The organism is Hydrogenibacillus sp. N12 (assembly GCF_019645935.1).
GTDB lineage: Bacteria > Bacillota > Bacilli > Thermicanales > DSM-22653 > Hydrogenibacillus > Hydrogenibacillus schlegelii.
Map to the genome: position 1 here is coordinate 69,655 of NZ_CP080953.1, position 22,736 is coordinate 92,390.

Genomic DNA, 22,736 nt, shown 5'->3' on the forward strand with positions numbered 1-22,736 from the left:
CCGCCCGGACCGGGGAGGGTTGCGATGGACGGAAAGATGCGGCCGGAGGCGCCGCCGTTTCGGCCGGCGGCGGACCTTTTCCGGCCGGGGGAGACGGTCGTCGCCGCCGTCTCCGGGGGGCTCGATTCGATGGCGCTGCTCGCCTGGCTCGATGACCTTCGCTCGGCGCTTTCGCTCCGCCTCGCCGTCGCCCACGTGCACCACGGCCTTCGGGGCACCGAGGCGGACGCCGACGCGGCGTTCGTTGCCGCCGAGGCGCGGGCCCGGGGATTGCCGTTTTATCTCGTCCGCCTCACGGGAGACGCCCCGGCGGCCAACGTCGAGGCGGTGCTCCGGGCCCGCCGCTACCGGGCCCTCGCCGCCGTCGCCCGGCGCATCCGGGCCCAGGCGGTCGCCGTGGCCCATACGGCGGACGATCAGCGGGAGACGCTCATCATCAAACTCCTTCGGGGGACGAGCCCGATGGGGCTCGCCGGCATGCCGGCGGAGCGGCCCCTTGCGGCCGGCGTCCGCCTCGTCCGGCCGTTTCTTTTCGTCGAGCGGGCGGCCCTTGCCGCCTACGCCCGGGCGCGGGGGCTTTCTTTTCGCCACGATCGGTCGAACGAAGACCTGCGCTTTTTCCGCAATCGGATCCGGCACGAGCTCTATCCGGCGCTCCGGGAGCTGTCGCCGGCGGTCGGACGGCACCTCGACCGCTTAAGCCGCCTTGCCGCCGAAGAGGCGGCCCACTGGGACGCCGCCGTCCGCCCCGTCCTCCGGTCGGTGCGGTGGCGTTACGGCGCCGTGATCGTGCCGGTGTCCGCCCTCGCCAGCGCGCCGCCGCCTTTACAACGGCGGGCGATTCATCTAATATGGAAGTGCCTTCTTAAGCTCCGGGACCGGCCGGACGCGGCTCTCGGCCTCGAGGGGCTGGACGGCGTCCTCCAGGCGATCGGCCGCGGCGCTCCGGCGGCGGTGGAGCTGAAGGGGCCGTTTCGCGCCGTCCTGGACGGGGCGGATCTTTATTTTTTACCGAAAGATCCCGGGCCGCATTGGACCGTCCGGCCGCCGGCGGCGATCTTCTGGCCCGAAGCCCGCGAACGGGTGAGTTTTTTCCTCCGGCCGGCCGTCGGCCCCGGCGCGGCGCCGCCGGCCGTCCCTGCGCCGACCGCCGCGGCGCGATTCGGCGCGACGGCCGTCTTCCGTCTCGCCGCCGGGACCCCGCTCGTCTACCGCCGGCGCCGGCCGGGAGACCGGCTCTATCGGCCGGACGGCCGGGGCCCGAAGCTCAAGGACGTTCTCGCCGAGCTCGGCGTGCCTCGGCCGCTCCGCCGGATCGTCCCGGTGTGGGCCGCCGGCCGGGACGTCCTCTGGGTCCCGGGGTGGGTTCAGGCCGAAGCCCTTCTCCCCCGGCCGGGCGAGGCAGCGATTGAGGCGCGTACCGAAGCCATCGATGCGGGGGTTTGGCCATGTCCCTTTTAGACGACATCCAGAGCGTCCTTTATCCGGAAGAAGACATCCAGCGCCGGGTGCGGGAGATCGGAGCGGAACTGACGGAAGCGTATGCCGGAAAGGCGCCGCTCGTCGTCGGCGTCCTCAAAGGGGCGGCGCCGTTTATGGCCGACCTCGTCCGGCGCATGGACCTTCCCCTCGAGCTCGACTACATGGTCGTCTCCAGCTACGGCCAGGCGACGAAGACGTCCGGCGTGGTGAAGATCATCAAGGACCTCGACTTTGAGATCGAAGGCCGGGACGTGATCATCGTCGAGGACATCATCGACACGGGGCTTACGCTCCGCTATCTCGCCGACCTCCTCCTCCGGCGGAACCCGCGGTCGCTTCGGATCGTCACCTTGCTGGACAAACCGCACAACCGGCGGGTGGACATCCGGCCCGACATCGTCGGCTTCGTCGCTCCCGATGAATTCGTCGTCGGGTACGGCCTCGACTACGCGGAAAAATACCGCAACCTGCCGTTCATCGGCATTCTCAAATCCCGGGTGTACGCGGGGCGCGCCTGATTGGCGGCCGATGTTGGCTGTGGTAAAATAGAAGAAGTGCCCCGGGGATGGGAGGAGGTCGGGCATGCCCAAGTTCGTCCGCAATATCCTTTTTTATATGCTCGTCGTCGTCGTCCTGGTGGGGCTCATCAACATGCTGGCCACCCAGGGACGGGCGCCGAACGAGAAGCCGTACAGCTATTTCCGCGAGATGCTCCTCGCGGATCAGATCAAGTCGCTCAGCCTCCGGGAAGAGGGACCGACGGGGCAGACCGTCGTCATCGAGGCGACGCTCAAGGCGGCGCCGGCCGGGCAGGAGCACTTCATCACCCGGGCGCCCCTCACCGGTGAGCTCATGCGGCTGATCGACGAGAAGATCGACCAGTCGAAGCTCACCGTCGTCCAGGAACGGGTCCGGGATACGTCGTGGGTGAATTTTCTCATCTCGGTCGTCCCGTTCGTGCTCATCTTTATCCTTTTCTTCTTCCTCATCAACCAGGCCCAGGGCGGCGGCAATCGGGTGATGAATTTCGGCAAGGCCCGCATCCGCCAGTTCACCGACGACAAGCGCAAGGTGACGTTTAAGGACGTCGCCGGCGCCGACGAGGAGAAAGCGGAGCTGGTCGAAATCGTCGATTTTTTGAAGGACCCCCGGAAGTACGCCGCGCTGGGCGCCCGGATTCCGAAAGGCGTGCTCCTCGTCGGGCCCCCGGGAACGGGGAAGACCCTTCTCGCCCGGGCCGTCGCCGGCGAAGCGGGCGTGCCCTTTTTCAGCATCAGCGGCTCCGACTTCGTTGAGATGTTCGTCGGCGTCGGTGCCTCCCGCGTGCGGGACCTGTTTGAGACGGCGAAGAAAAACGCCCCCTGCATCGTCTTCATCGACGAGATCGACGCCGTCGGCCGCATGCGGGGCGCCGGCCTCGGCGGCGGCCACGACGAGCGGGAACAGACCTTGAACCAGCTTCTCGTCGAGATGGACGGGTTTCAGCCCAATGAAGGGATCATTGTCATGGCGGCGACGAACCGGCCGGACATCCTCGACCCGGCGCTCCTTCGCCCCGGCCGGTTCGACCGGCAGATCACCGTCGACCGGCCGGACGTGAAGGGCCGGGAGGAGATCCTCAAGGTGCACGCCCGGAACAAGCCCCTCGAACCGGAGGTCGACCTGAAGGTGATCGCCCGCCGGACGCCCGGCTTTACCGGCGCCGACCTGGAAAACCTGCTGAACGAGGCGGCGCTTCTCGCCGCCCGGCGGAACAAAAAGGCGATCGGCCTCGCCGAGATCGACGAGGCGATCGACCGGGTGATCGCCGGCCCGGCGAAGACGAGCCGGGTGATCAGCGAGCGGGAAAAGCAGATCGTCGCCTACCACGAATCGGGGCACGTCATCGCCGGGTATTACGCGACGAACGGCGACGAAGTGCACAAGGTGACGATCATCCCCCGCGGCCAGGCCGGCGGCTACGCCGTGACGCTGCCGAAGGACGACACAAACCTGCCGACGAAAAGCTACCTCCTCGATCGGATCCTCATTCTCCTCGCCGGACGGGTGGCGGAGGAGATCGTCTTCGGCGACGTGTCCACCGGCGCCTACAGCGACTTTAAGCAGGCGACGGACATCGCCCGCCGAATGGTCATGGAGTACGGCATGAGCGAAAAGCTCGGGCCGATGCAGTTCGGCCGCCGGCAGGGAGAAGTCTTCCTCGGCCGGGACCTCGGCCACGAGCAGAACTACTCCGACGCCATCGCCTACGAGATCGACCTCGAAATCCAGCGGATCATCCGGGAGCAGTACGAGCGCTGCCGGCAGCTTCTTACGGACAAGCGGGAGAAGCTCGAGACGATCGCCCAGGCGCTCCTTCGGGTCGAGACGCTCACCAGCCAGGAGATTCGGGACCTCATCGAAAAGGGCCGGACGGAAGGCGACCGGATCGTCGCCGAGCCGATCTCGCCGACGGAAGTCCGCATCCGCGTCGCCGAGGCGCCGTCGCCGGCGTGACGCCGGGTGGCGGATGCGCCCAAGCTTGCCGGAGGTGGAACGCGGATGCTCCTTGCCCTCGACATCGGCAACACGAACGTCGTCGCCGGCGTCTTCGACGGCGAAGCCCTTCGACACCAGTGGCGCCTTCAGACGGACCGGCGCCGGACGGCCGACGAATGGGGCCTCCTCTTTCGCCAGCTTTTTGCCGAAGCGGGGCTTCGCTCGGAGGACGTCACCGGCGTCATCGTCTCGAGCGTCGTGCCGCCGGTCATGCCGGAGATCGAGCGGTTCATCGTCCGCGCCTTCGGCGTCGCTCCCCTCATCGTCGGCCCGGGCATCCGGACGGGGCTGAAAATCCAGATCGACAACCCTAGGGAGCTCGGCGCCGACCGGGTGACGAACGCCGTCGCGGCGGTGCACCACTACGGTCCTCCGCTCATCGTCGTCGACTTCGGCACGGCGACGACCTTTTGTTTTATCGACGAAACCGGCACGTACCGCGGCGGCGTCATCGCGCCGGGGGTGATGGTGGCGATGGAGGCCCTCGTCCAGAACGCCGCTAAGCTGCCGAAGGTCGAGCTGGTGCCGCCGCCGGACGTCGTCGGAAAAAACACCGTCGAGGCGCTTCAGTCGGGGCTCTTCTACGGCTACCTCTCCCTCGTCGAAGGGATGATCGAACGGCTGAAGCGGCGCTTTTCGGTGCCGCCGACCGTCGTCGCCACCGGCGGGCTGGCGGAGCCGTTTGCCCGTTCGACGAAGCGGATCGACGTCTACGATCCGCAGCTGACCCTCAAAGGACTCAAACGCATTTACGACCTCAATGCGGCGTCGTCGCCGCCGGAAGGTTCGGCGTAAGGGGACGGACGATGGATGCCCTCTACCGCGGACTTGCCCTGGACGGCCGGGTGCGCCTCTTCTTTCTCCGCCTGACGGAGACGGTGCGGGAGGCAGCGCGGCACGTCGAGACCCGGCCGACGGCGTCGGCCGCCCTCGGCCGGGCGATGGCGGCGGCGGTGCTCTACGCCGCCGGGACGAAAACGGCCGACGCGATCCACCTCCTCATCGCCGGCGACGGCCCCCTCGGACGGGTCGTCGCCGATGCCTTTCGCCTGCCGGACGGCGCCCTCGGCGCCCGGGGACTCGTCGAGCGGCCGGAGGTCGACCTCCCGCCCCGGTCTGACGGCAAGCTCGACGTCGGCGGCGCCGTCGGCCGCCGGGGGACGCTCGTCGTCGCCCGGGAGCTCGCCGGCGGACCGCCGTACCGGGGGACGGCGCCGCTTGTGAGCGGCGAGATCGGGGAAGACTTCGCTTTCTATCTCCTGACGTCAGAGCAGATCCCGTCGGCGGTCGGCCTCGGCGTGCTCGTCGCCGGCGACCACACCGTCGAGGCGGCCGGCGGCTTCTGGCTGCATCCGCTCCCCGGGACGGAAGGGGAGGTCCTGGAGGTCCTCGAAGCGCGGCTTCGGAAGGCGCCGCCGGTGACGACGCTTCTTCAGCGGACGCCGTTTCCTGAGGCGGCCGCCCAGGCGCTCGTCGGCGAGCCGGGGCGCTGGGAGACGGTCGAGCCGGTGCGGTTTTACTGCACCTGCTCGGAAGAGAAGGCTGCCCGGACGCTTCGCCTCCTCGGCCCGAAGGCCCTGGAGGAGGAAGCCGCCCGCGGCCGGCCCCTCGAGGTGCGCTGCGGCTTTTGCCGGCGGCGTTACACCTTTCCGCCGGCGGCGCTCCGCCGCCTGGCTGAAGCGGTTCGGTCGGGCGCCGAGGAAGGAAGGGATGGAACGTGATGCGCTCGAAGGCGCTTTCGCTCCCCGGCGGTCGGCGCCTTTTGCTCGACCGCCCGATCGTGATGGGGATTTTAAACGTGACGCCCGACTCGTTTTCCGACGGCGGCCGGTACACGACCGTCGAGCAGGCGCTCGAGCACGCTCGGGCGATGGTCGCCTGCGGCGCCGCGATCATCGACGTCGGCGGCGAGTCGACCCGACCGGGGCATACCCCGGTGCCGGCGGAGGAAGAGCTCCGGCGGGTGCTTCCGGTCCTTCGGGCGCTCCGGGCAGCGCTCGACGTCCCGATCTCGATCGACACGTCCAAGCCCGTCGTCGCCGAAGCGGCCCTCGCCGCCGGGGCGGACATCCTCAACGACATCTGGGGCCTTCAGGATCCGGCGATGGCCCGCCTCGCCGCGGAGGCGAAGGTGCCGGTCGTCATCATGCACAACCGCCGGGAGCCGGAGTATTCCGATCTCCTGGGGGAGATCCGCGCCGACCTGCTTTTGGGCGTCGAGCGGCTCCTTCAGGCCGGTGGGCGGGACGAACAGGTCATCCTCGACCCGGGGATCGGTTTCGGGAAGACGTATGCGCAAAACCTCGCCGTCCTCAAGCGCCTTCCGACGATCGTCGACCTCGGCTACCCCGTCCTCCTCGGCGCCTCCCGGAAGTCCGTCATCGGGCTTACCCTCGACCTGCCGGTCGACCGGCGGCTCGCCGGCTCGCTCGCCGTCGCCGTCTACGGCGTTCTTCGGGGCGTCGCGATCGTCCGGGCGCATGACGTCTGTGAAACCGTCCAGGCGCTCAAGATGGTCGCGGCGATCGAAGCGGCCGATGCGGCGGCAACCGGCGCCGGGGAAGGGCCGAATCCCGGCGTCGGAGCGCCGGATTTGGGGATCGGTCGATGAGGTGGGCGTACATCGGCCTCGGCGCCAACGTCGGCGACCGGAAAGCGGCCCTCGATCGGGCCCGGGCGGCGCTCCGGGCGGCGTACGGCCGCATCCGCTGTTCGTCGATCTACGAGACGGCGCCGCTTTACGACGTCGATCAGCCGCCGTTTTGGAACCAGGTCGTCGCCGTGCCGGCGGCGGAGGCGCCGCCGGCGATGCTCGAGCGGCTCCTTCGCATCGAGGCCGGGCTCGGCCGTGTGCGGACGCGGCCGAACGGTCCCCGGACGATCGATCTCGATCTTCTACTCTGGGGCGACGCCGTCATCGAGACGGCGTCGCTTACGGTGCCGCATCCGCGGCTTTTAGAACGGGCGTTCGCCCTCGTGCCGCTCGTCGAGCTGGCGCCGGACCTGGTCCACCCGAAGACGGGCCGGCCGCTTCGGGAGGCGCTTTTCGGCGTCCGGACGCAGCGGATCCGCCGCGTGCAGGGAGGGGAAACCTCATGTGGATGATCGGCGACGTCACCATCCCGAATCGCGTCGTCCTCGCGCCGATGGCCGGCGTGACGAATCTCGCCTTCCGCCGCATCGTGAAACGGTTCGGCGCCGGTCTTATTTACACGGAGATGGTGAGTGACGTGGGGCTAATTCACGGGAACGCCCAGACGCGGGCGATGCTCACCCTCGACCCGGAAGAACATCCGGTGGCGATCCAGCTCTTCGGCGGCGACGCCCGCACGCTCGCTGAGGCGGCCCGGATCGTCGAGGCGGAGACCGACGCCGACTTCATCGACATCAACCTTGGCTGCCCGGCGCCGAAGATCAACCGCCTCGACGCCGGCGCCAAGTGGCTCCTTTCGCCGGATCGGGTCTACGACCTTTACCGGACCGTCACGTCCGCCGTCCGGCGCCCGGTGACGGCGAAAATCCGCCTCGGCTGGGATGCCGATCACCTCACCTACCGGGAGGTCGCCCTCGCCATCGCCGAAGGCGGCGGAAAGGCGGTCGCCGTCCACGGCCGCACCCGGGCCCAGATGTACGAAGGGCGGGCCGACTGGGAGGCGATCGCCGAAGTCAAAGACGTGCTTAGGCCGTACGGCATTCCGGTCATCGGAAACGGCGATGTCGACACGCCGGAAAAGGCCGCCGAAATGCTCCGGACGACCGGCGTCGACGCGGTGATGATCGGCCGGGCGGCCCTCGGCAATCCGTGGCTCATCTACCGGACCGTCCGCTATCTCGAGACCGGCGAGCTGATCCCGGAGCCGACGCCGGGAGAAAAGGCGGCGATGGCCCTCGAGCACTTCCGGGCGCTTGTCGAGCTCAGGGGGGAAGCGGTCGCGGTGCGGGAGATGCGCAAACACGCTGCCTGGTATCTGCGGGGGATCCGGGGCGGCGCGGCCCTTCGGGCCGAGGTGAACCGCGCCGAGTCGGCGGCGGCGCTCCGGGCGATCCTGGAGCGGATCCGGGACGCGGCGCCGGCCGAAGCGGTGGCGGCGAGCCTCCGTTGACATCCTCGGAGGCCTCCAATATAATACCGATAATTCCGGACAAAGGAATGCCCGGCGCGCCGCGGGCCGACCGCTCCGTGCGCTTCTTTTTTTCGTCCCGGCGCGCCGTCGATCGGTGAGGGGGATGGGCATGAGCGACAAAGAGGTCATTCTCACCCGCTCCGGCCTGAAAAAGCTGGAGGAAGAACTGGAATACTTAAAGACGGTCAAGCGGAAGGAAGTCGCCGAGCGGATCAAGATCGCCATCGGCTACGGCGACCTCAGCGAAAACTCGGAGTATGAGGACGCCAAAAACGAGCAGGCGTTCATCGAAGGGCGGATCGCGACGATCGAGAAAATGCTCCGGAACGCCAAGGTGATCAACGACGAGGAGGTCGGCACCGACGTCGTCACCGTCGGCTCGACCGTCGTGGTGAAAGACCTCGAATTCGACGAAGAAATGACGTTTACGATTGTCGGTTCGGTCGAATCCGATCCCGAGGGCAACAAAATCTCGAACGAATCGCCGGTCGGCATGGCCCTCCTCGGCAAAAAGCGCGGCGCCATCGTCGAGGTGAACGCGCCGGCCGGCGTCATCCGGTATCAGATCATCGACATCCAAAAAGGCGAATGACGACGAGGTGACACGGGTGGACGAATCGATGGCCGGTCGGACGGCGGCGTTGAGCGATCAGGAACGCGTCCGCCGTGAAAAACTTGAGGCGCTCCGGGCCCTCGGCGTCGAGCCATACGGCGGCCGCTTCGAACGGACGCACACCGCGGCCCGGTTTCACGAACAATTCGGCGGGATGAGCGCCGAGGCGCTCGAGGCCCGGCCGATCGCCGTGCGGATGGCCGGGCGGATGATGCAGAAGCGCCGGCAGGGGAAGGCGGGCTTCGCCCACCTGCAGGATATGACCGGCCGGTTTCAGATCTACCTCCGGCAAGACGTCCTCGGCGAAACCGCCTACGAGGTCTACAAACTCGCCGACATCGGCGACATCTTCGGCGTTGAGGGGACGGTGTTCCGGACGAAGACCGGCGAGCTCACCGTCCTCGTCCGGCAGTTTGTCCTTCTGGCGAAGTCGCTCCGGCCGCTTCCGGAGAAATTCCACGGCCTCAAGGACGTCGAGCTCCGCTACCGAAAGCGGTATCTCGACCTCATCATGAATCCCGACGTCTTAAAGACGTTTCTCTTAAGGAGCAAGATCGTCCGGTCGCTCCGGTCGATCCTCGACGCCGAGGGGTTTGTCGAGGTCGAAACGCCGACCTTGCAGCCGATTCCCGGCGGTGCCGCCGCCCGGCCCTTCGTCACCTACCACAACGCCCTCGACATGGAGATGTACCTTCGCATCGCCATCGAGCTCCACTTAAAGCGGCTCATCGTCGGCGGCATCGAAAAGGTTTACGAGATCGGCCGCGTCTACCGGAACGAGGGCGTCTCGACCAAGCACAACCCGGAATTCACGATGTTGGAACTTTACCAGGCGTACGCCGACTTTACGGACATCATGGCGCTCACCGAATCGCTCATCGCCCGCGTCGCCGAGGAGGCCGTCGGCTCAACCCGCATCGTCTATCAAGGCCAGCCGATCGACCTCACGCCGCCCTATCGCCGGGCGCACATGGTCGACCTCATCCGGGAGGCGACCGGCGTCGACTTCTTCCGGCCGATGAGCGTCGACGAAGCCCGGGCCCTCGCCCGGGCCCATGGCGTCGAGGTCGCGCCGCACATGACGGTCGGCCACATCATCAACGAATTTTTTGAACAGAAGGTGGAGGCCTCCCTCATCCAGCCGACCTTCGTCTACGGCCATCCGGTGGAGATCTCGCCGCTGGCGAAAAAAAACGCCGCCGATCCGCGGTTTGCCGACCGGTTCGAGCTCTACATCGCCGGCCGCGAGCACGCCAACGCCTTTTCCGAGCTCAACGACCCCATGGATCAGCGGGAGCGTTTTTTGGCCCAGCTCAAGGAGCGGGAGCTCGGCAACGAAGAAGCCCATCGGATGGACGAAGACTTTCTCGAGGCGCTCGAAGTCGGCATGCCGCCGACCGGCGGTCTCGGCATCGGCGTCGACCGGCTGGTGATGCTCCTTGCCGATCAGCCGTCGATCCGCGACGTCCTCTTGTTCCCGCATATGCGCCACGCGCCCAAGGCCGATTGAGCCTTGGGCGCGGTTTTGTTCGCACCGTGAAAGGCGTCGTTCGCGGAACGCTCATTCGCTTCGCCGGCCGTCGATCATTCGACCGTCACTTCCGTCCCGATCGGCACCCGCTCGTAGAGCCAGCGGATGTCGTCGTTGTACAGCCGGATGCAGCCGCTTGAAGCGTTTTTGCCGATCGAACTCGGGTCGTTCGTTCCGTGCAGGCCGTAAATCGACCCGTCCGTTCCGGGGACGTTGAGGCCGAGCCAGTGGCTGCCGAGGGGATTGCGCGGATCGCCGCCGGGGATGTTTTTCGCCCGGTAATACGGGTTTTCCAGCTTGGTGACGATCCGGTACGCCCCCGCCGGCGTCTCATCGCCGAGGCGGCCGACGGCGATGGGAAACGTTTTGACGAGCCGGTCCCCTTCGTAGACGAAGAGCACTTTCTCCTCGCGCTTGACGACGAGGCGGAGGGGGAGCGGAACGCCGATCTCCCCGAGGAAGACGTCCGGCCGGCTCGTCCGATCGAACGCCGTAAGGAGCTCCCCTTCGAGCGGCACCATGAGCACATCGCCGGCCCGGAGCGCTTCGTCACCCGCCCTCTGGGCCGCCTGAAGCGCTCCGGCGTACCGCTCGCTGCCGAAGTATCGCCGGCTCAAGCCGGAATACGTCTCTCCCGGCCGGACGACGTGGACGAGGAGTTTCGGCGGCCGGAGGAGAAGCGTCGCTCCGGCAGAAAGGGCGCCGGGGTTCGCCAGGCCGTTGGCCCGGGCGATGTCCGGCGCATACGCTACGGTCCCAAAGTAGCGCTTCGAGATCGCCGCGAGGGTCTCACCGGCGGCGACCGTGTGCCAGAACATCGCCGGGTTCGGGATCTGCACCGTCTCGCCGGCGCGAAGGGCGGGGCCGTCCGCCCGGCCGTTCCGCTCCATCAGATAACGGCCAAACCGGTCGGATCCGTAATAGGTCCGGGTGAGGGAAAACCACGTCTCCCCCGGTTGCACCCGGTGGGAGAGGCGGAAGCGATCGCCGGAAAGCCACGCCGGATAGGCCGCTCCCTTTCCGGCGGCCGCATCGGCGGCTCGGCCTTTCGCGGCGTCTTCCGTTCGGCGGGGCGCGGTCGATTCCCCGGAGGCCGAGGCTCGATGCACTTCGCTCGGCGTGCCGCTTTGGGACGGCCGGCCGGCGCCGGAAGCCGACGGGCCGCCGCTTGGCGCCGAGTTCGCCCCGTTTTCTTTGACCGGGGCGCGCGATGCGCCTTCGCCCAGGCCGGCCGAAGCGGCCGGTCGTGCGGCCGGTTCCGGACCGGCGTTCCCTTCGCTCGGATTGAGCCGGGCGGCCTCGGATTGGGGCAAAGCCTCCTTTCTTGCGTCGTCTTCGTCGACGTCGGCGGTCCGACCGTTTTTGACCGCCGTCGACGGCGTTTCGGTCGGACGATTCTCCGTCGACCATTCGTGACCGGCCGTCGGGCGGGAAAAGAGCGACTGCTTCAGGCCGTCGATCGCCAAGGCGAAGAGGAGGGCGGCCAATACAAAGGCCGAGACAAAAAGGAACGTTCCCCATCGATCTTTTCCGGCGCGGCCAAAATTCGGTGCCGCCATCACGATCCCCCTTCGGAGTCTGGTCCGACGCCGCTGGCGCCGGGGAAGCATCCGGTCGCCGGACGCCGGATGGTGATGAACGTCGTCGTCGACATTATAAGTAATAATTCAAGAAAAAGATACCTTATATTCAAAAATGATCTATTTGGCCTAGATTGAACGATCCGTACGGCGCATCCGCCGCCCGGAATTCCGGCCCTTCGGCCGGGATCGTCCGGCTCGCCGTCCTGATCGAACGCCGACGGCGCTAGGCCGTTCGGCGGAGGCCTTCGCCCGTTTAGCGTGGCCTTCGCCCATTTCGCCGAGACGCCAAGTGAAATATGAAAAAAATACATAGACGGTGCCCCTTGACGAAGCGGTCTGGGCGTGATATATTATCGTTTGCCGTCGCAAGGCAGCCAATCCGAGCGACACCGCGTTCCTTGAAAACTAAACAGCACCCGCCCTGTGAGGAAGGCCTTTCCGGGACCGGCGGGCGGCTTAAGGAGCCGGGGTGGAGCCGGCGGCCTTGGTCGTCTGTTGGGACTGGGGGGTATGGAAGGTCCTGGCGATGGAGCTGGGGATTTACGGAGAGTTTGATCCTGGCTCAGGACGAACGCTGGCGGCGCGCCTAATACATGCAAGTCGGGCGGAGCTTGAGGGGGGGTTAACCCTCTGAGAGCTTAGCGGCGGACGGGTGAGTAACACGTAGGCAACCTGCCCTAAAGACCGGGATAACACCGGGAAACCGGTGCTAATACCGGATAGATTGTCCTGGCGCATGCTGGGGCAAGGAAAGGGGAGACCCGCTTTAGGAGGGGCCTGCGGCGCATTAGCTTGTTGGTGGGGTAACGGCCTACCAAGGCGATGATGCGTAGCCGGCCTGAGAGGGTGACCGGCCACACTGGGACTGAGACACGGCCCAGACTCCTACGGGAGGCAGCAGTAGGGAATCTTCCGCAATGGGCGGAAGCCTGACGGAGCGACGCCGCGTGGGGGAGGAAGGCCTTCGGGTTGTAAACCCCTGTTGTCGGGGAAGAAGGGCTGCGTGAGCGGCATTGACGGTACCCGACGAGGAAGCCCCGGCTAACTACGTGCCAGCAGCCGCGGTAATACGTAGGGGGCGAGCGTTGTCCGGAATGACTGGGCGTAAAGGGCGCGTAGGCGGCCTGTTAAGTCTGCTGTGAAAGGCCACGGCTCAACCGTGGGGGTGCAGCGGAAACTGGCGGGCTTGAGTGCAGGAGAGGTGCGCGGAATTCCCGGTGTAGCGGTGAAATGCGTAGAGATCGGGAGGAACACCGATGGCGAAGGCAGCGCACTGGCCTGTAACTGACGCTGAGGCGCGAAAGCGTGGGGAGCGAACAGGATTAGATACCCTGGTAGTCCACGCTGTAAACGATGGGTGCTAGGTGTGGGTGGGGCGACCCATCCGTGCCGGAGTTCACACATTAAGCACCCCGCCTGGGGAGTACGGCCGCAAGGCTGAAACTCAAAGGAATTGACGGGGGCCCGCACAAGCGGTGGAGCATGTGGTTTAATTCGAAGCAACGCGAAGAACCTTACCAGGGCTTGACATCCCGCTGACGGGTTCAGAGATGGGCCTTTCCCGCGAGGGACGGCGGAGACAGGTGGTGCATGGTTGTCGTCAGCTCGTGTCGTGAGATGTTGGGTTAAGTCCCGCAACGAGCGCAACCCCTGCCCTTAGTTGCCAGCGGGTGGAGCCGGGCACTCTAAGGGGACTGCCGCCGACGAGGCGGAGGAAGGTGGGGATGACGTCAAATCATCATGCCCCTTATGCCCTGGGCTACACACGTGCTACAATGGCCGGTACAGCGGGAAGCGAAGCCGCGAGGCGGAGCGGATCCCTGAAAGCCGGTCTCAGTTCGGATTGCAGGCTGCAACTCGCCTGCATGAAGGCGGAATCGCTAGTAATCGCGGATCAGCATGCCGCGGTGAATCCGTTCCCGGGCCTTGTACACACCGCCCGTCACACCATGGGAGTCGGGGGCGCCCGAAGGCGCGGGCAGCGCTGAAGGCGAACCTGGCGACTGGGGTGAAGTCGTAACAAGGTATCCGTACCGGAAGGTGCGGATGGATCACCTCCTTTCTAGGAGCTGGGGCTGGGTGCTGTTTAGTTTTGAGGGAATGCGGGAGCATTCCCGGGTGTCCGGTGGCGATGGCGGAGTGGCCACACCCGATCCCATTCCGAACTCGGAAGTTAAGCACTCCAGCGCCGAAGGTACTGAGGGGGCGACCCCTTGGGAGAATAGGACGCTGCCGGGCACCGGTGTGGGCCTATAGCTCAGGGGTTAGAGCGCACGCCTGATAAGCGTGAGGTCAATGGTTCAAATCCATTTAGGCCCACCACTGTGGGGCTATAGCTCAGCTGGGAGAGCGCCTGCTTTGCACGCAGGAGGTCAGCGGTTCGATCCCGCTTAGCTCCACCAGGGAAGACGAGGGCCGGAAGGCCAGGTTCCTTGAAAACTGGATCGTGGGCGAGGCAAAGGTGGAAGGGCGCACGGTGGATGCCTCGGCGCCAGGAGCCGACGAAGGGCGCGGCAAGCGGCGAAATGCCCCGGGGAGCCGCAAGCGGGCGTAGATCCGGGGGTGCCCGAATGGGGGAACCCGCCAGGGTGGAGCCCTGGCATCCTGCGCTGAATGCATAGGCGCGGGAGGGCAACCGGGGGAACTGAAACATCTCAGTACCCCGAGGAGAAGAAAGCAACCGCGATTCCCCGAGTAGCGGCGAGCGAACGGGGAGGAGCCCAAACCGGACGGAAGTCCGGGGTTGTAGGACCGGGCCGCATGGGAGTGACAAAGAGAGGGCGTAGGCGAACGGACCTGGAACGGTCGGCCGGAGAAGGTGAGAGCCCTGTAGCCGAAACGCTCTTTCCTCCTGGCCCGGCTCCTGAGTACCGCGGGGCACGAGGAATTCCGCGGGAAGCGGGGAGGACCACCTCCCAAGGCTAAATACTCCCTGGCGACCGATAGTGGAGGAGTACCGTGAGGGAACGGTGAAAAGCACCCCGGGAGGGGAGTGAAAGAGGACCTGAAACCGTGTGCCTACAAGCAGTCGGAGCCCGTCGAAGGGTGACGGCGTGCCTTTTGCAGAATGAGCCGGCGAGTGACGCTTGCATGCGAGGTTAAGGCCTTCAGGGCTGGAGCCGGAGCGAAAGCGAGTCTGAAGAGGGCGTGAGTATGCAGGCGTCGACCCGAAACCGGGTGATCTACCCATGTCCAGGGTGAAGGTCGGCGAAATCCGACTGGAGGCCCGAACCCACTGGTGTTGCAAAACCAGGGGATGAGGTGTGGGTAGGGGTGAAAAGCCAACCGAACCCGGAGATAGCTGGTTCTCCCCGAAATCGCTTGAGGGCGAGCCTCAAGGGGAGCGCCTGGGAGGTAGAGCACTGATTGGGTGCGGGGCCCGCGAGGGCTACCAAGCCCTGTCAAACTGCGAATGCCCGGGCGTGGTCCTTGGGAGTCAGACGGCGGGGGATAAGCTTCGTCGTCGAGAGGGAAAGAGCCCAGACCGGCCGCTAAGGTCCCGGAGTTTGCGCTTAGTGGGAAACGATGTGGCGCTGCGAAGACAACCAGGATGTTGGCTTAGAAGCAGCCATCATTCAAAGAGTGCGTAATAGCTCACTGGTCGAGTGGCGCTGCGCGGAAAATGTAACGGGGCTAAGCGCGACACCGAAGCGCCGGGCACGGAGCGTGCGGTAGGGGAGCGTTCCCTGGGCTGGGAAGCGCGACCGGGAGGGCGCGTGGAGCGCAGGGAAGCGAGAATGCCGGCGTGAGTAGCGAGAAGGTCGGTGAGAATCCGACCCGCCGAAAGCCCAAGGGTTCCTGAGGAAGGCTCGTCCGCTCAGGGTAAGTCGGGACCTAAGGCGAGGCCGCGAGGCGTAGCTGATGGGAAACGGGTGGAGAATCCCGTACCGCTCCCGGCCGATTGAGCGACGGGGGGACGCAGGGGGTCCGAAGGCGCGCGCTGGATGGAGGAGCGCGTCCAAGCGGCGAGGGTGGCGTGCAGGCAAATCCGCGCGCCTTAAGCCTGAGCCGTGACGGGGAGGGAAGACGAGTACCGAAGGCCTTCCGGATCGCACTGCCGAGAAAAGCCTCTAGCGAGGCCTGGGAGTGCCCGTACCGGAAACCGACACAGGTGGGCGAGGAGAGGATCCTCAGGCGCGCGAGCGAACTCCTGCTAAGGAACTCGGCAAAATGGCCCCGTAACTTCGGGAGAAGGGGCGCCTGTCCTGAGGGCAGGCCGCAGAGAAGTGGCCCAGGCGACTGTTTAGCAAAAACACAGGTCTCTGCGAAGCCGTAAGGCGACGTATAGGGGCTGACGCCTGCCCGGTGCTGGAAGGTTAAGGGGAAGGGTGAGCCGTTAGGCGAAGCTCTGAACCGAAGCCCCAGTAAACGGCGGCCGTAACTATAACGGTCCTAAGGTAGCGAAATTCCTTGTCGGGTAAGTTCCGACCCGCACGAAAGGCGTAACGACCTGGGCGCTGTCTCGGCAGGAGGCTCGGTGAAATCGTAGTCCCTGTGAAGATGCAGGGTACCCGCGACTAGACGGTAAGACCCCGTGGAGCTTTACTGCAGCCTGATATTGTTGTTTGCCGCCTTCTGTACAGGATAGGTGGGAGCCTGGGAAGCGCCCTCGTCAGGGGGCGTGGAGGCGGCGGTGGGATACCACCCTGGAGGCGGCGGACGACTCACCCGCGGCCGTGAGCCGGTCGGGGGACCGTGTCAGGTGGGCAGTTTGACTGGGGCGGTCGCCTCCTAAAGGGTAACGGAGGCGCCCAAAGGTCCCCTCAGCGCGGATGGAAATCGCGCGGAGCGTGCAAAGGCGAGAAGGGGGCTTGACTGCGAGACCGACGGGTCGAGCAGGGACGAAAGTCGGGCTTAGTGATCCGGTGGTGCCGAGTGGAAGGGCCATCGCTCAACGGATAAAAGCTACCCCGGGGATAACAGGCTGATCTCCCCCAAGAGTCCACATCGACGGGGAGGTTTGGCACCTCGATGTCGGCTCATCGCATCCTGGGGCTGGAGCCGGTCCCAAGGGTTGGGCTGTTCGCCCATTAAAGCGGTACGTGAGCTGGGTTCAGAACGTCGTGAGACAGTTCGGTCCCTATCTGTCGCGGGCGGAGGAAATTTGAGGGGAGTCGTCCCTAGTACGAGAGGACCGGGACGGACGCACCGCTGGTGTACCAGTTGTGCCGCCAGGCGCACCGCTGGGTAGCCAAGTGCGGACGGGATAAGCGCTGAAAGCATCTAAGCGCGAAGCCCACCCCAAGATGAGATTTCCCACCGGCTTGACCGGGTAAGACCCCTCGTAGACGACGAGGTCGATCGGTCCGAGGTGGAAGCGCGGTAACGCGTGAAGCTGACGGATCCGAATCGGTCGAGGCTTTGCCTCCCCACGATCCGGTTTTGAGGGAATCGGGTTTTGCCGCAGCAAAAAACGAACCGCCAAAAGGCGGTTTTTTTGTTTTTACCGCCACTTCCGGTTCCTGGTATAATGGCAAATGAAAATAGAGGGATGGGGGGGCCTCGGTGTTCGAGCTCATCGCCGATGAGGAGGTGGCCTTAAGGCCCCTTTCCTACCGGGAGGTCCCGGCGCTCTATGCCCTCACCGACCGGCATCGGGACCGGCTTTCCGTCTGGCTCCCGTGGGTGCGGCGCCACACGCTCCCCGACACGTATGCCTTCGTCGATCAGTCGATGGCGCAACTCCGCCGGAACGAAGGCTTTCAGGCCGGCATCTTTAGCGGATTAAAACTCCCCAAAAAAATCGCGTTCGATTCCCCACAAACAGCGGATTCAGTTCCCCAAAATCATCGCGCATCATTCCCCAGACGTATGTTCGATCTACGCGGTCACCTCCTCCTTCAGCGCATGGGTCACCCCGGCGCGCAGCTTGTCCTTCATCCGGTAGCTGTTGCCGCGGATGTTGATGGTGGTGGCGTGGTGCAGGAGCCGGTCGAGCAAGGCAGAGGCCAGCACCTGGTCACCGAAGAGTGTCCCCCAGTTGGTGAAGCTGGTGTTGGACGTGATGATCAGGGAGCCATGCTCGTAGCGCTCCGACACGAGCCGGAAGAAGTTCGCGGCGTCCAAGGCGTCAAGCGGCAAGTAGCCGACTTCGTCGCAGATCAGCAGCTTCGGCTGGGTGTAGATGCGCAGGCGCTTGTCCAGCCGTCCCTCTTGGTACGCCCGTCGCAAGTCAGCGACCAGCTTCTGCATGGTCACGAAGTAGACGCTCATGCGCTGTCGAATCGCCTCCATCCCCAGGGCCACCGCAAGGTGGGTCTTGCCCACCCCCGGCGGTCCCAGGAAGATGACGTTGCTGCCCTCCCGGATGAACGTCAAGCCGGCCAGTTCGCGTATTTGTCGCTCATCGACGGACGGCTGGAACGAGAAATCGAAATCTGCAAGGGTCTTGTGATACGGGAAGTTGGCCATGCGGAGTCTGGCGTGCATGTAACGGCTGTATCGCTCCTCCTGCTCAGCATCCAGCAGTCTGTGCAGGAACTCCGCATAGGTCGCCTGGTGCCCCGCTGCCCACTCCACGCACGCCGGCAGCACCGCCGCGGCGCGCTTCAATCCCAGCTCCAGCAGCTGCTCCTCGGCCTTGGCCAAAACCAACGCCTCACTCATTGCCCCTGACCTCCCATCGCGATCTGCTCATAGACGGACAGCTCCCGCTGCTCCACGTCCGGCCCGATTTGCAACCCTGGCACCTTGCCTCGATCCGGATGAGGCGTCCCAGCCGGGATGCCCTTGAAGTGCTCAGGGTCGGTTGAGACCTGGTGCCTGCCTGTGAGCACGCGGTGTTCGGCAATGACCTGCCCGCCGTACTCGATCTGCAGGCGGCCTGACTCAAACTCCCGGACCAGCACGGTGTGCCCCACATACCGCCATGGAACGGTGTACATGTTCGTGTTCCAGGAGATGCGACAATCGCTCATGACCTTGCGCATATCGGCGTACGCCAGCGTGTACCGGCTCTTAGGCAGGGGCTTAAGCGTCTCGGCCTGAAACCGCACCACCGGCTGCTCCCGCGTCGTGCCGTGGATGCGCACATTAGCCACCGTATCCCGCCAGATGGCACCTTGCCGGTTCAGGTCGTCATGGTCCACGAACGAAACCGGCCAGAAGCTGGACCGGATATACCCGATGGGCCGTTCAATCTTCCCTTTGGTGCGACTTCGGTAGGGCTTACAGGCCTTGGGCACGAATCCGTAGTACTTGGCGAAGTCCATGTACGCCGGCTGCCAGTCGACGTGTCCATGACCGTCGTTGGCCACGACCAGCGGGGAGCAGTTGTCGCTGAGCATGACCTTTGGAACCCCGCCGAAGAACTCCAGCGCGTTCCGGAGCGCCTGGAGGATATGCCGTTGGTCCGCCGCTCTGATAAACTCCAGGTAGAGCATGCGGGAGTAGGCGAGGACCATGGCAAAGCACCATACCTTGCGCCGATGGCCCTGCGGATCCAGGTAGGGGAATGCGCCCAGGTCGATTTGCGCTTGTTCCCCCGGAGCCGTCTCAAACCGCACGGTTGCCTTGGCAGAGACAACCGGGCGGAGAGGGTGCATGAACTCGCGCAGTACGGTAATTCCGCCGGTATATCCCTGCTCCCGGATCTCGCGAAAGATTCGCTCCGCATTGAGGACGCCGATACGCATGCGCTGCTCCACATAGGCCTTGTACGGCTCCAGCTTGTGGCCTTTCACCCTACGGCTGCGCGACTTCACCCTCCCCTCCTCCTGCTGCCTCGGCTCACTCACAGCCTTGCGGATGGTTTTGCGGTCATGGCCGTATCTTCTGGCCAGTTCCGAGATGCTGACGCCCTCCTCATACAGCTTCCTGATCTCCATCTTCTCACTCTCCCTCATCACCGGCACCTCCCCAAAAGTGATGGCAGGTGCCATAGTTCGACACAGGGGTGGGGAATTCATCCCGATGATTTTGAGGAAATCATGCCGGTGATTTTGGGGAATCTTTATCCGCTGCTATTGGGGATTTTACATCCGTATCGCGGAACGCTCGTCGGCGTGATCGGCTACCACCGGATCGATTGGGAAAATAAAAAGACGAGCCTCGGCTACTGGCTGGACCCGACCGTCCAGGGGCGGGGCATCATGACCCGGGCGGCCCGGACGATGGTCGATCACGCTTTCTTTCATCTCGGCTTAAACCGCCTCGAGATCCGGGCGGCGACGGAGAACACGAGGAGCCGCCGCGTGGCGGAGCGCCTCGGGTTTACGCTCGAGGGGATCATCCGGGAGGCGGAGTGGCTCGGCGATCGGTTTGTCGATCACGCCGTCTACGGCCTTCTCGCCCGGGAGTGGAAGGCGTACGCAGAGAAGGAGCGAACGCGATGATTTTTCTACGCCACGAATCCTTGAGGCAATACCTTCGCTATTATCCGGTGACGTCGGCGTTCCTTGCCGTCGCCATCGCGATGTTTCTCTGGACCGTCGTCGACGGCTCTCAGTTTCGTCCCTTTCTTTTGTACGAGCGCTATGCCTTCATCCCGTCGGCGGTCGCGGCCGGAGAGTGGTGGCGGATCTTCACCGCGACGTTCGTCCATCAGGGGTGGATGCATATTTTGTTTAACCTGTTCTGGATTTACGTCTTTGCGCCGCCGCTCGAACGCTACCTCGGGAAAGGGGCGTTTTTGGGGCTCCTCGCCGCCGGCGTCGCCGGAACGGCGTTTTTTCTTCTGTCCACATCGGAGGCGGCCGTCGGCGCTTCCGGGCTCGACTTCGCCCTGCTCGGGTACTACATCTTTTTGCTCTGGCGAAAGCCGTACTGGCTCGACGCTCAGGCCCGCTCGATCCTCGTCGCGGTGGCGGTCCTCGGGGCGGTGATGACGCTCCTCGTGCCGGGGATCTCGATCGCCGGTCATGCCGGCGGTTTTCTCGGCGGGTTCGGCTATGCGGCGCTTTGGAACCGGCGCGGGCGGTAGCGGCGGGGACGCATGCCCCGTGCCGGAAGAAGCGTCTCGGGAACGGAAGGAACGCCGCCCGACCGGTCAAGGGCGCGGAACCGGCCGCCGGGTCGGGACGGAAAAACCGGCTTGGGCGAACGGGAAAGCCGGCTTTGGCCGAGCGGTCGGGCGGCGCATCGGGGAGGCGGATGACGTGAGACGACCGGCCGTCGTGTTCGATCTCGACGGGACGCTTTTTGACGCGTGGTCGGTGGCCCGGGAAGCGTTTGCGGCGGCTTTCCGGCGCCTTCGGTCGGAGGCCGGCATAGGCGTCGACCTGCCGTCGGAGGCGGTGCTTCGGGCGCAGCTCGGGAAAACGTATGCCGAGATGTGGGCGGCGCTTCTTCCCGGCCGGGAGCTTGCCCTTTACGCCCTGGCCGATGCGTGGATGTTCGAGGCCGAACTTGCGCTCATCCGCCAAGGAAAGGGCCGGCTGTATCCCGGCGTGCCGGAGGTCCTTCAGGCCCTGACCGAGCGGGGACTGCCCCTGTTCATCGCTTCCAACGGTCGGGAGGAGTACGTGGCGGCCGTCATCGATCACTTCGACCTCCGCCGGCACTTCGTCGACCTTTACAGCGCCGGCCGGTTCCGGACGGCGACGAAAAGCGCCCTCGTGGCCAAACTCCGGACGACGTACGGCCTGGCCTCCGGCCTCATGGTCGGCGACCGAAAGAGCGACGTCGACGCCGGCCGGGAGAACGGTTTTCTCACCGTCGGCTGTCTGTACGGCTACGGCGATGCGGCCGAGCTTCGGGAGGCGGACGTCACGATCGAAGCGCCGCCGGAACTCCTGGCGCTTCCCGTTTTGGCCGGGCAAGGGTAGGAAAGACTAACGGAGGTCAGGACGACGAACGGTCCCCCCCTTGTCAACGGGCGCCCGTTGGCGTATAATGTCATTAGTCAAAGATAGTCAAAATCAAGCTCCGGTTCGGGTGAGGTTCTTGAAGAGCATCAGCGACGTCATCGAAAAACACCTGAAGGAGCTCATCGAGGCGAGCGGCGCCGTCGAGATCAAACGGGTCGAGCTCGCCGAGGCGTTTCGCTGCGTTCCCTCTCAGATCAACTACGTCATCCAGACGCGCTTTACGGTCGAGCGGGGTTACCTCGTCGAGTCGAAGCGGGGCGGCGGCGGGTATATCCGCATCCAAAAGATCCGGCCGGCGGCGGCGTCCCTCCTCAAAGAGGCGTACGACGCCGTCGGCGAGGCGATCGATGAGCGCCGGGCGCTCGATTTCGTCGACCGGCTTCAGGAGGGGGAGGAGCTGACGAGCCGGGAGGCAGCGATGCTCCGGCGGCTCGTCTCCCGGGAGGTGCTCGCCCTGCCGGTCGAGCTTCGGGACCGGCTCCGGGCTCGGCTCCTGAAGGCGGCGATGCTGGCGCTCATGGCGGAAGGGGGCGAGGCGCATGATGTGTGAACGGTGCGGCAAGCGGCCGGCGACGTTTCACTTTACGAAAATCGTCAACGGGGAGAAGACGGAGCTCCACCTGTGCGACGTCTGCGCCCGCGAGGAAGGCGTGGCGTTCTCGGTGCCGGGGGATGCGTTTTCGATCCATCACCTGTTGAGCGGCATCATGCCGGCGATGCCGTCCCGCCCGATGGAGCGGGGGCGCGTCTGCCCGACGTGCGGCATGAGCTACGACGAGTTCGTCAAAAAAAGCCGCTTCGGCTGCAGCGACTGCTACACCGCCTTTCGGGAGCCGCTCGTCCCGCTCCTTCGGCGCATCCACGGCGGCGCCGCCGAACACCACGGCAAGGCGCCGAAGCGCCATAAGCCGCGGCGGGCGCTCCGGCACCGGCTGGAGCGGCTCCGGGCGGAGCTTCAGGAAAAGGTCGCCGCCGAGGCGTACGAAGAGGCGGCCCGGCTCCGGGACGAGATCCGCCGGCTGGAGCGGGAAATCGGCGAAGCGCGGGCGGAGTGAGGTG

The 22,736-nt window shown here is 65.4% G+C and carries 18 protein-coding genes, 2 tRNA genes and 3 rRNA genes; 20 read left to right on the forward strand and 3 right to left on the reverse strand.

What is annotated here, in order from left to right; all coding sequences use genetic code 11:
- Positions 1-24: 24 nt before the first annotated feature.
- The 10 genes from tilS to lysS all read left to right on the forward strand — a co-directional run bounded on the left by tilS (position 25) and on the right by lysS (position 10,267).
- The gene (tilS, locus tag K2M58_RS00355) at positions 25-1,461 is read left to right on the forward strand and encodes a tRNA lysidine(34) synthetase TilS (protein WP_220677852.1); all 1,437 of its coding nucleotides are present in this window, start codon (positions 25-27) and stop codon (positions 1,459-1,461) included.
- Positions 1,449-2,000 (forward strand): hypoxanthine phosphoribosyltransferase, encoded by a 552-nt coding sequence (hpt, locus tag K2M58_RS00360; RefSeq protein ID WP_066201203.1) that lies wholly within the window; start codon positions 1,449-1,451, stop codon positions 1,998-2,000. The genes tilS and hpt overlap by 13 nt, the downstream gene beginning before the upstream one ends.
- A 64-nt stretch (positions 2,001-2,064) precedes the next feature.
- Entirely contained in the window at positions 2,065-3,978 is a 1,914-nt protein-coding gene (ftsH, locus tag K2M58_RS00365; protein WP_220677853.1) for an ATP-dependent zinc metalloprotease FtsH, read from the forward strand.
- Positions 3,979-4,023: 45 nt separating this feature from the next.
- Positions 4,024-4,815, forward strand: coding sequence for a type III pantothenate kinase (locus K2M58_RS00370; protein WP_220677854.1), 792 nt, complete (start codon positions 4,024-4,026; stop codon positions 4,813-4,815).
- An 11-nt stretch (positions 4,816-4,826) separates the two neighbouring features.
- Positions 4,827-5,741 (forward strand): Hsp33 family molecular chaperone HslO, encoded by a 915-nt coding sequence (locus K2M58_RS00375; protein WP_220677855.1) that lies wholly within the window; start codon positions 4,827-4,829, stop codon positions 5,739-5,741.
- Complete coding sequence (gene folP, locus K2M58_RS00380) at positions 5,741-6,631, forward strand: dihydropteroate synthase (RefSeq protein WP_220678733.1); 891 nt, start codon at positions 5,741-5,743, stop codon at positions 6,629-6,631. Before K2M58_RS00375 ends, folP begins: the two co-directional genes overlap by 1 nt.
- Positions 6,628-7,125 (forward strand): 2-amino-4-hydroxy-6-hydroxymethyldihydropteridine diphosphokinase, encoded by a 498-nt coding sequence (folK, locus tag K2M58_RS00385; RefSeq protein WP_220677856.1) that lies wholly within the window; start codon positions 6,628-6,630, stop codon positions 7,123-7,125. The genes folP and folK overlap by 4 nt, the downstream gene beginning before the upstream one ends.
- Positions 7,116-8,123 carry a tRNA dihydrouridine synthase DusB gene (gene dusB / locus K2M58_RS00390; RefSeq protein ID WP_220677857.1) on the forward strand — a complete coding sequence of 336 codons (1,008 nt, stop codon included), beginning with the start codon at positions 7,116-7,118 and terminating at the stop codon, positions 8,121-8,123. Before folK ends, dusB begins: the two co-directional genes overlap by 10 nt.
- 130 nt (positions 8,124-8,253) lie before the next feature.
- A complete protein-coding gene (greA, locus tag K2M58_RS00395) occupies positions 8,254-8,736 on the forward strand; it encodes a transcription elongation factor GreA (RefSeq protein ID WP_066201657.1) in 483 nt (160 codons plus the stop codon).
- Between the two features lie 28 nt (positions 8,737-8,764).
- Complete coding sequence (gene lysS, locus K2M58_RS00400; RefSeq protein WP_220678734.1) at positions 8,765-10,267, forward strand: lysine--tRNA ligase; 1,503 nt, start codon at positions 8,765-8,767, stop codon at positions 10,265-10,267.
- Between the two features lie 74 nt (positions 10,268-10,341).
- Here the strand turns inward: lysS and K2M58_RS00405 are convergent, their stop codons facing one another.
- Positions 10,342-11,847: a L,D-transpeptidase family protein gene (locus K2M58_RS00405; RefSeq protein ID WP_220677858.1), complete on the reverse strand. Its 1,506-nt coding sequence runs from the start codon at positions 11,845-11,847 to the stop codon at positions 10,342-10,344.
- A gap of 563 nt (positions 11,848-12,410) precedes the next feature.
- Here K2M58_RS00405 and K2M58_RS00410 point away from each other — a divergent pair.
- The 5 genes from K2M58_RS00410 (at position 12,411) to K2M58_RS00430 (ending at position 17,240) form a co-directional block, all read left to right on the forward strand.
- A 16S ribosomal RNA gene (locus K2M58_RS00410) occupies positions 12,411-13,933 on the forward strand.
- A 59-nt stretch (positions 13,934-13,992) separates the two neighbouring features.
- A 5S ribosomal RNA gene (gene rrf, locus K2M58_RS00415) occupies positions 13,993-14,109 on the forward strand.
- 8 nt (positions 14,110-14,117) lie between these two features.
- A tRNA-Ile gene (locus tag K2M58_RS00420) sits at positions 14,118-14,193 on the forward strand.
- A 4-nt stretch (positions 14,194-14,197) separates the two neighbouring features.
- A tRNA-Ala gene (locus K2M58_RS00425) sits at positions 14,198-14,273 on the forward strand.
- A gap of 51 nt (positions 14,274-14,324) precedes the next feature.
- Positions 14,325-17,240, forward strand: a 23S ribosomal RNA gene (locus tag K2M58_RS00430).
- Together the 16S, 23S and 5S rRNA genes with 2 tRNA genes alongside form the textbook arrangement of a ribosomal RNA operon.
- A gap of 451 nt (positions 17,241-17,691) precedes the next feature.
- Here K2M58_RS00430 and istB read toward each other — a convergent pair.
- The gene (gene istB / locus K2M58_RS00435; RefSeq protein ID WP_220676869.1) at positions 17,692-18,477 is read right to left on the reverse strand and encodes an IS21-like element helper ATPase IstB; all 786 of its coding nucleotides are present in this window, start codon (positions 18,475-18,477) and stop codon (positions 17,692-17,694) included.
- On the reverse strand, positions 18,474-19,751 hold the full coding sequence (istA, locus tag K2M58_RS00440) for an IS21 family transposase (protein ID WP_252393391.1): 1,278 nt from the start codon (positions 19,749-19,751) through the stop codon (positions 18,474-18,476). The genes istB and istA overlap by 4 nt, the downstream gene beginning before the upstream one ends.
- A gap of 54 nt (positions 19,752-19,805) precedes the next feature.
- On the opposite strand from istA, the gene K2M58_RS00445 reads away from it, so the two are divergent.
- From K2M58_RS00445 to K2M58_RS00465, 5 genes are all read left to right on the forward strand, one after another.
- Entirely contained in the window at positions 19,806-20,204 is a 399-nt protein-coding gene (locus K2M58_RS00445) for a GNAT family N-acetyltransferase (protein WP_252393492.1), read from the forward strand.
- Entirely contained in the window at positions 20,201-20,791 is a 591-nt protein-coding gene (locus tag K2M58_RS00450) for a rhomboid family intramembrane serine protease (protein WP_220677861.1), read from the forward strand. The genes K2M58_RS00445 and K2M58_RS00450 overlap by 4 nt, the downstream gene beginning before the upstream one ends.
- A 175-nt stretch (positions 20,792-20,966) precedes the next feature.
- The gene (locus tag K2M58_RS00455) at positions 20,967-21,635 is read left to right on the forward strand and encodes an HAD family hydrolase (RefSeq protein WP_220677862.1); all 669 of its coding nucleotides are present in this window, start codon (positions 20,967-20,969) and stop codon (positions 21,633-21,635) included.
- Positions 21,636-21,753: 118 nt separating this feature from the next.
- Positions 21,754-22,227 (forward strand): CtsR family transcriptional regulator, encoded by a 474-nt coding sequence (locus K2M58_RS00460; RefSeq protein WP_252393493.1) that lies wholly within the window; start codon positions 21,754-21,756, stop codon positions 22,225-22,227.
- The gene (locus K2M58_RS00465) at positions 22,217-22,732 is read left to right on the forward strand and encodes a UvrB/UvrC motif-containing protein (RefSeq protein ID WP_220677864.1); all 516 of its coding nucleotides are present in this window, start codon (positions 22,217-22,219) and stop codon (positions 22,730-22,732) included. Before K2M58_RS00460 ends, K2M58_RS00465 begins: the two co-directional genes overlap by 11 nt.
- Positions 22,733-22,736: the final 4 nt, after the last annotated feature.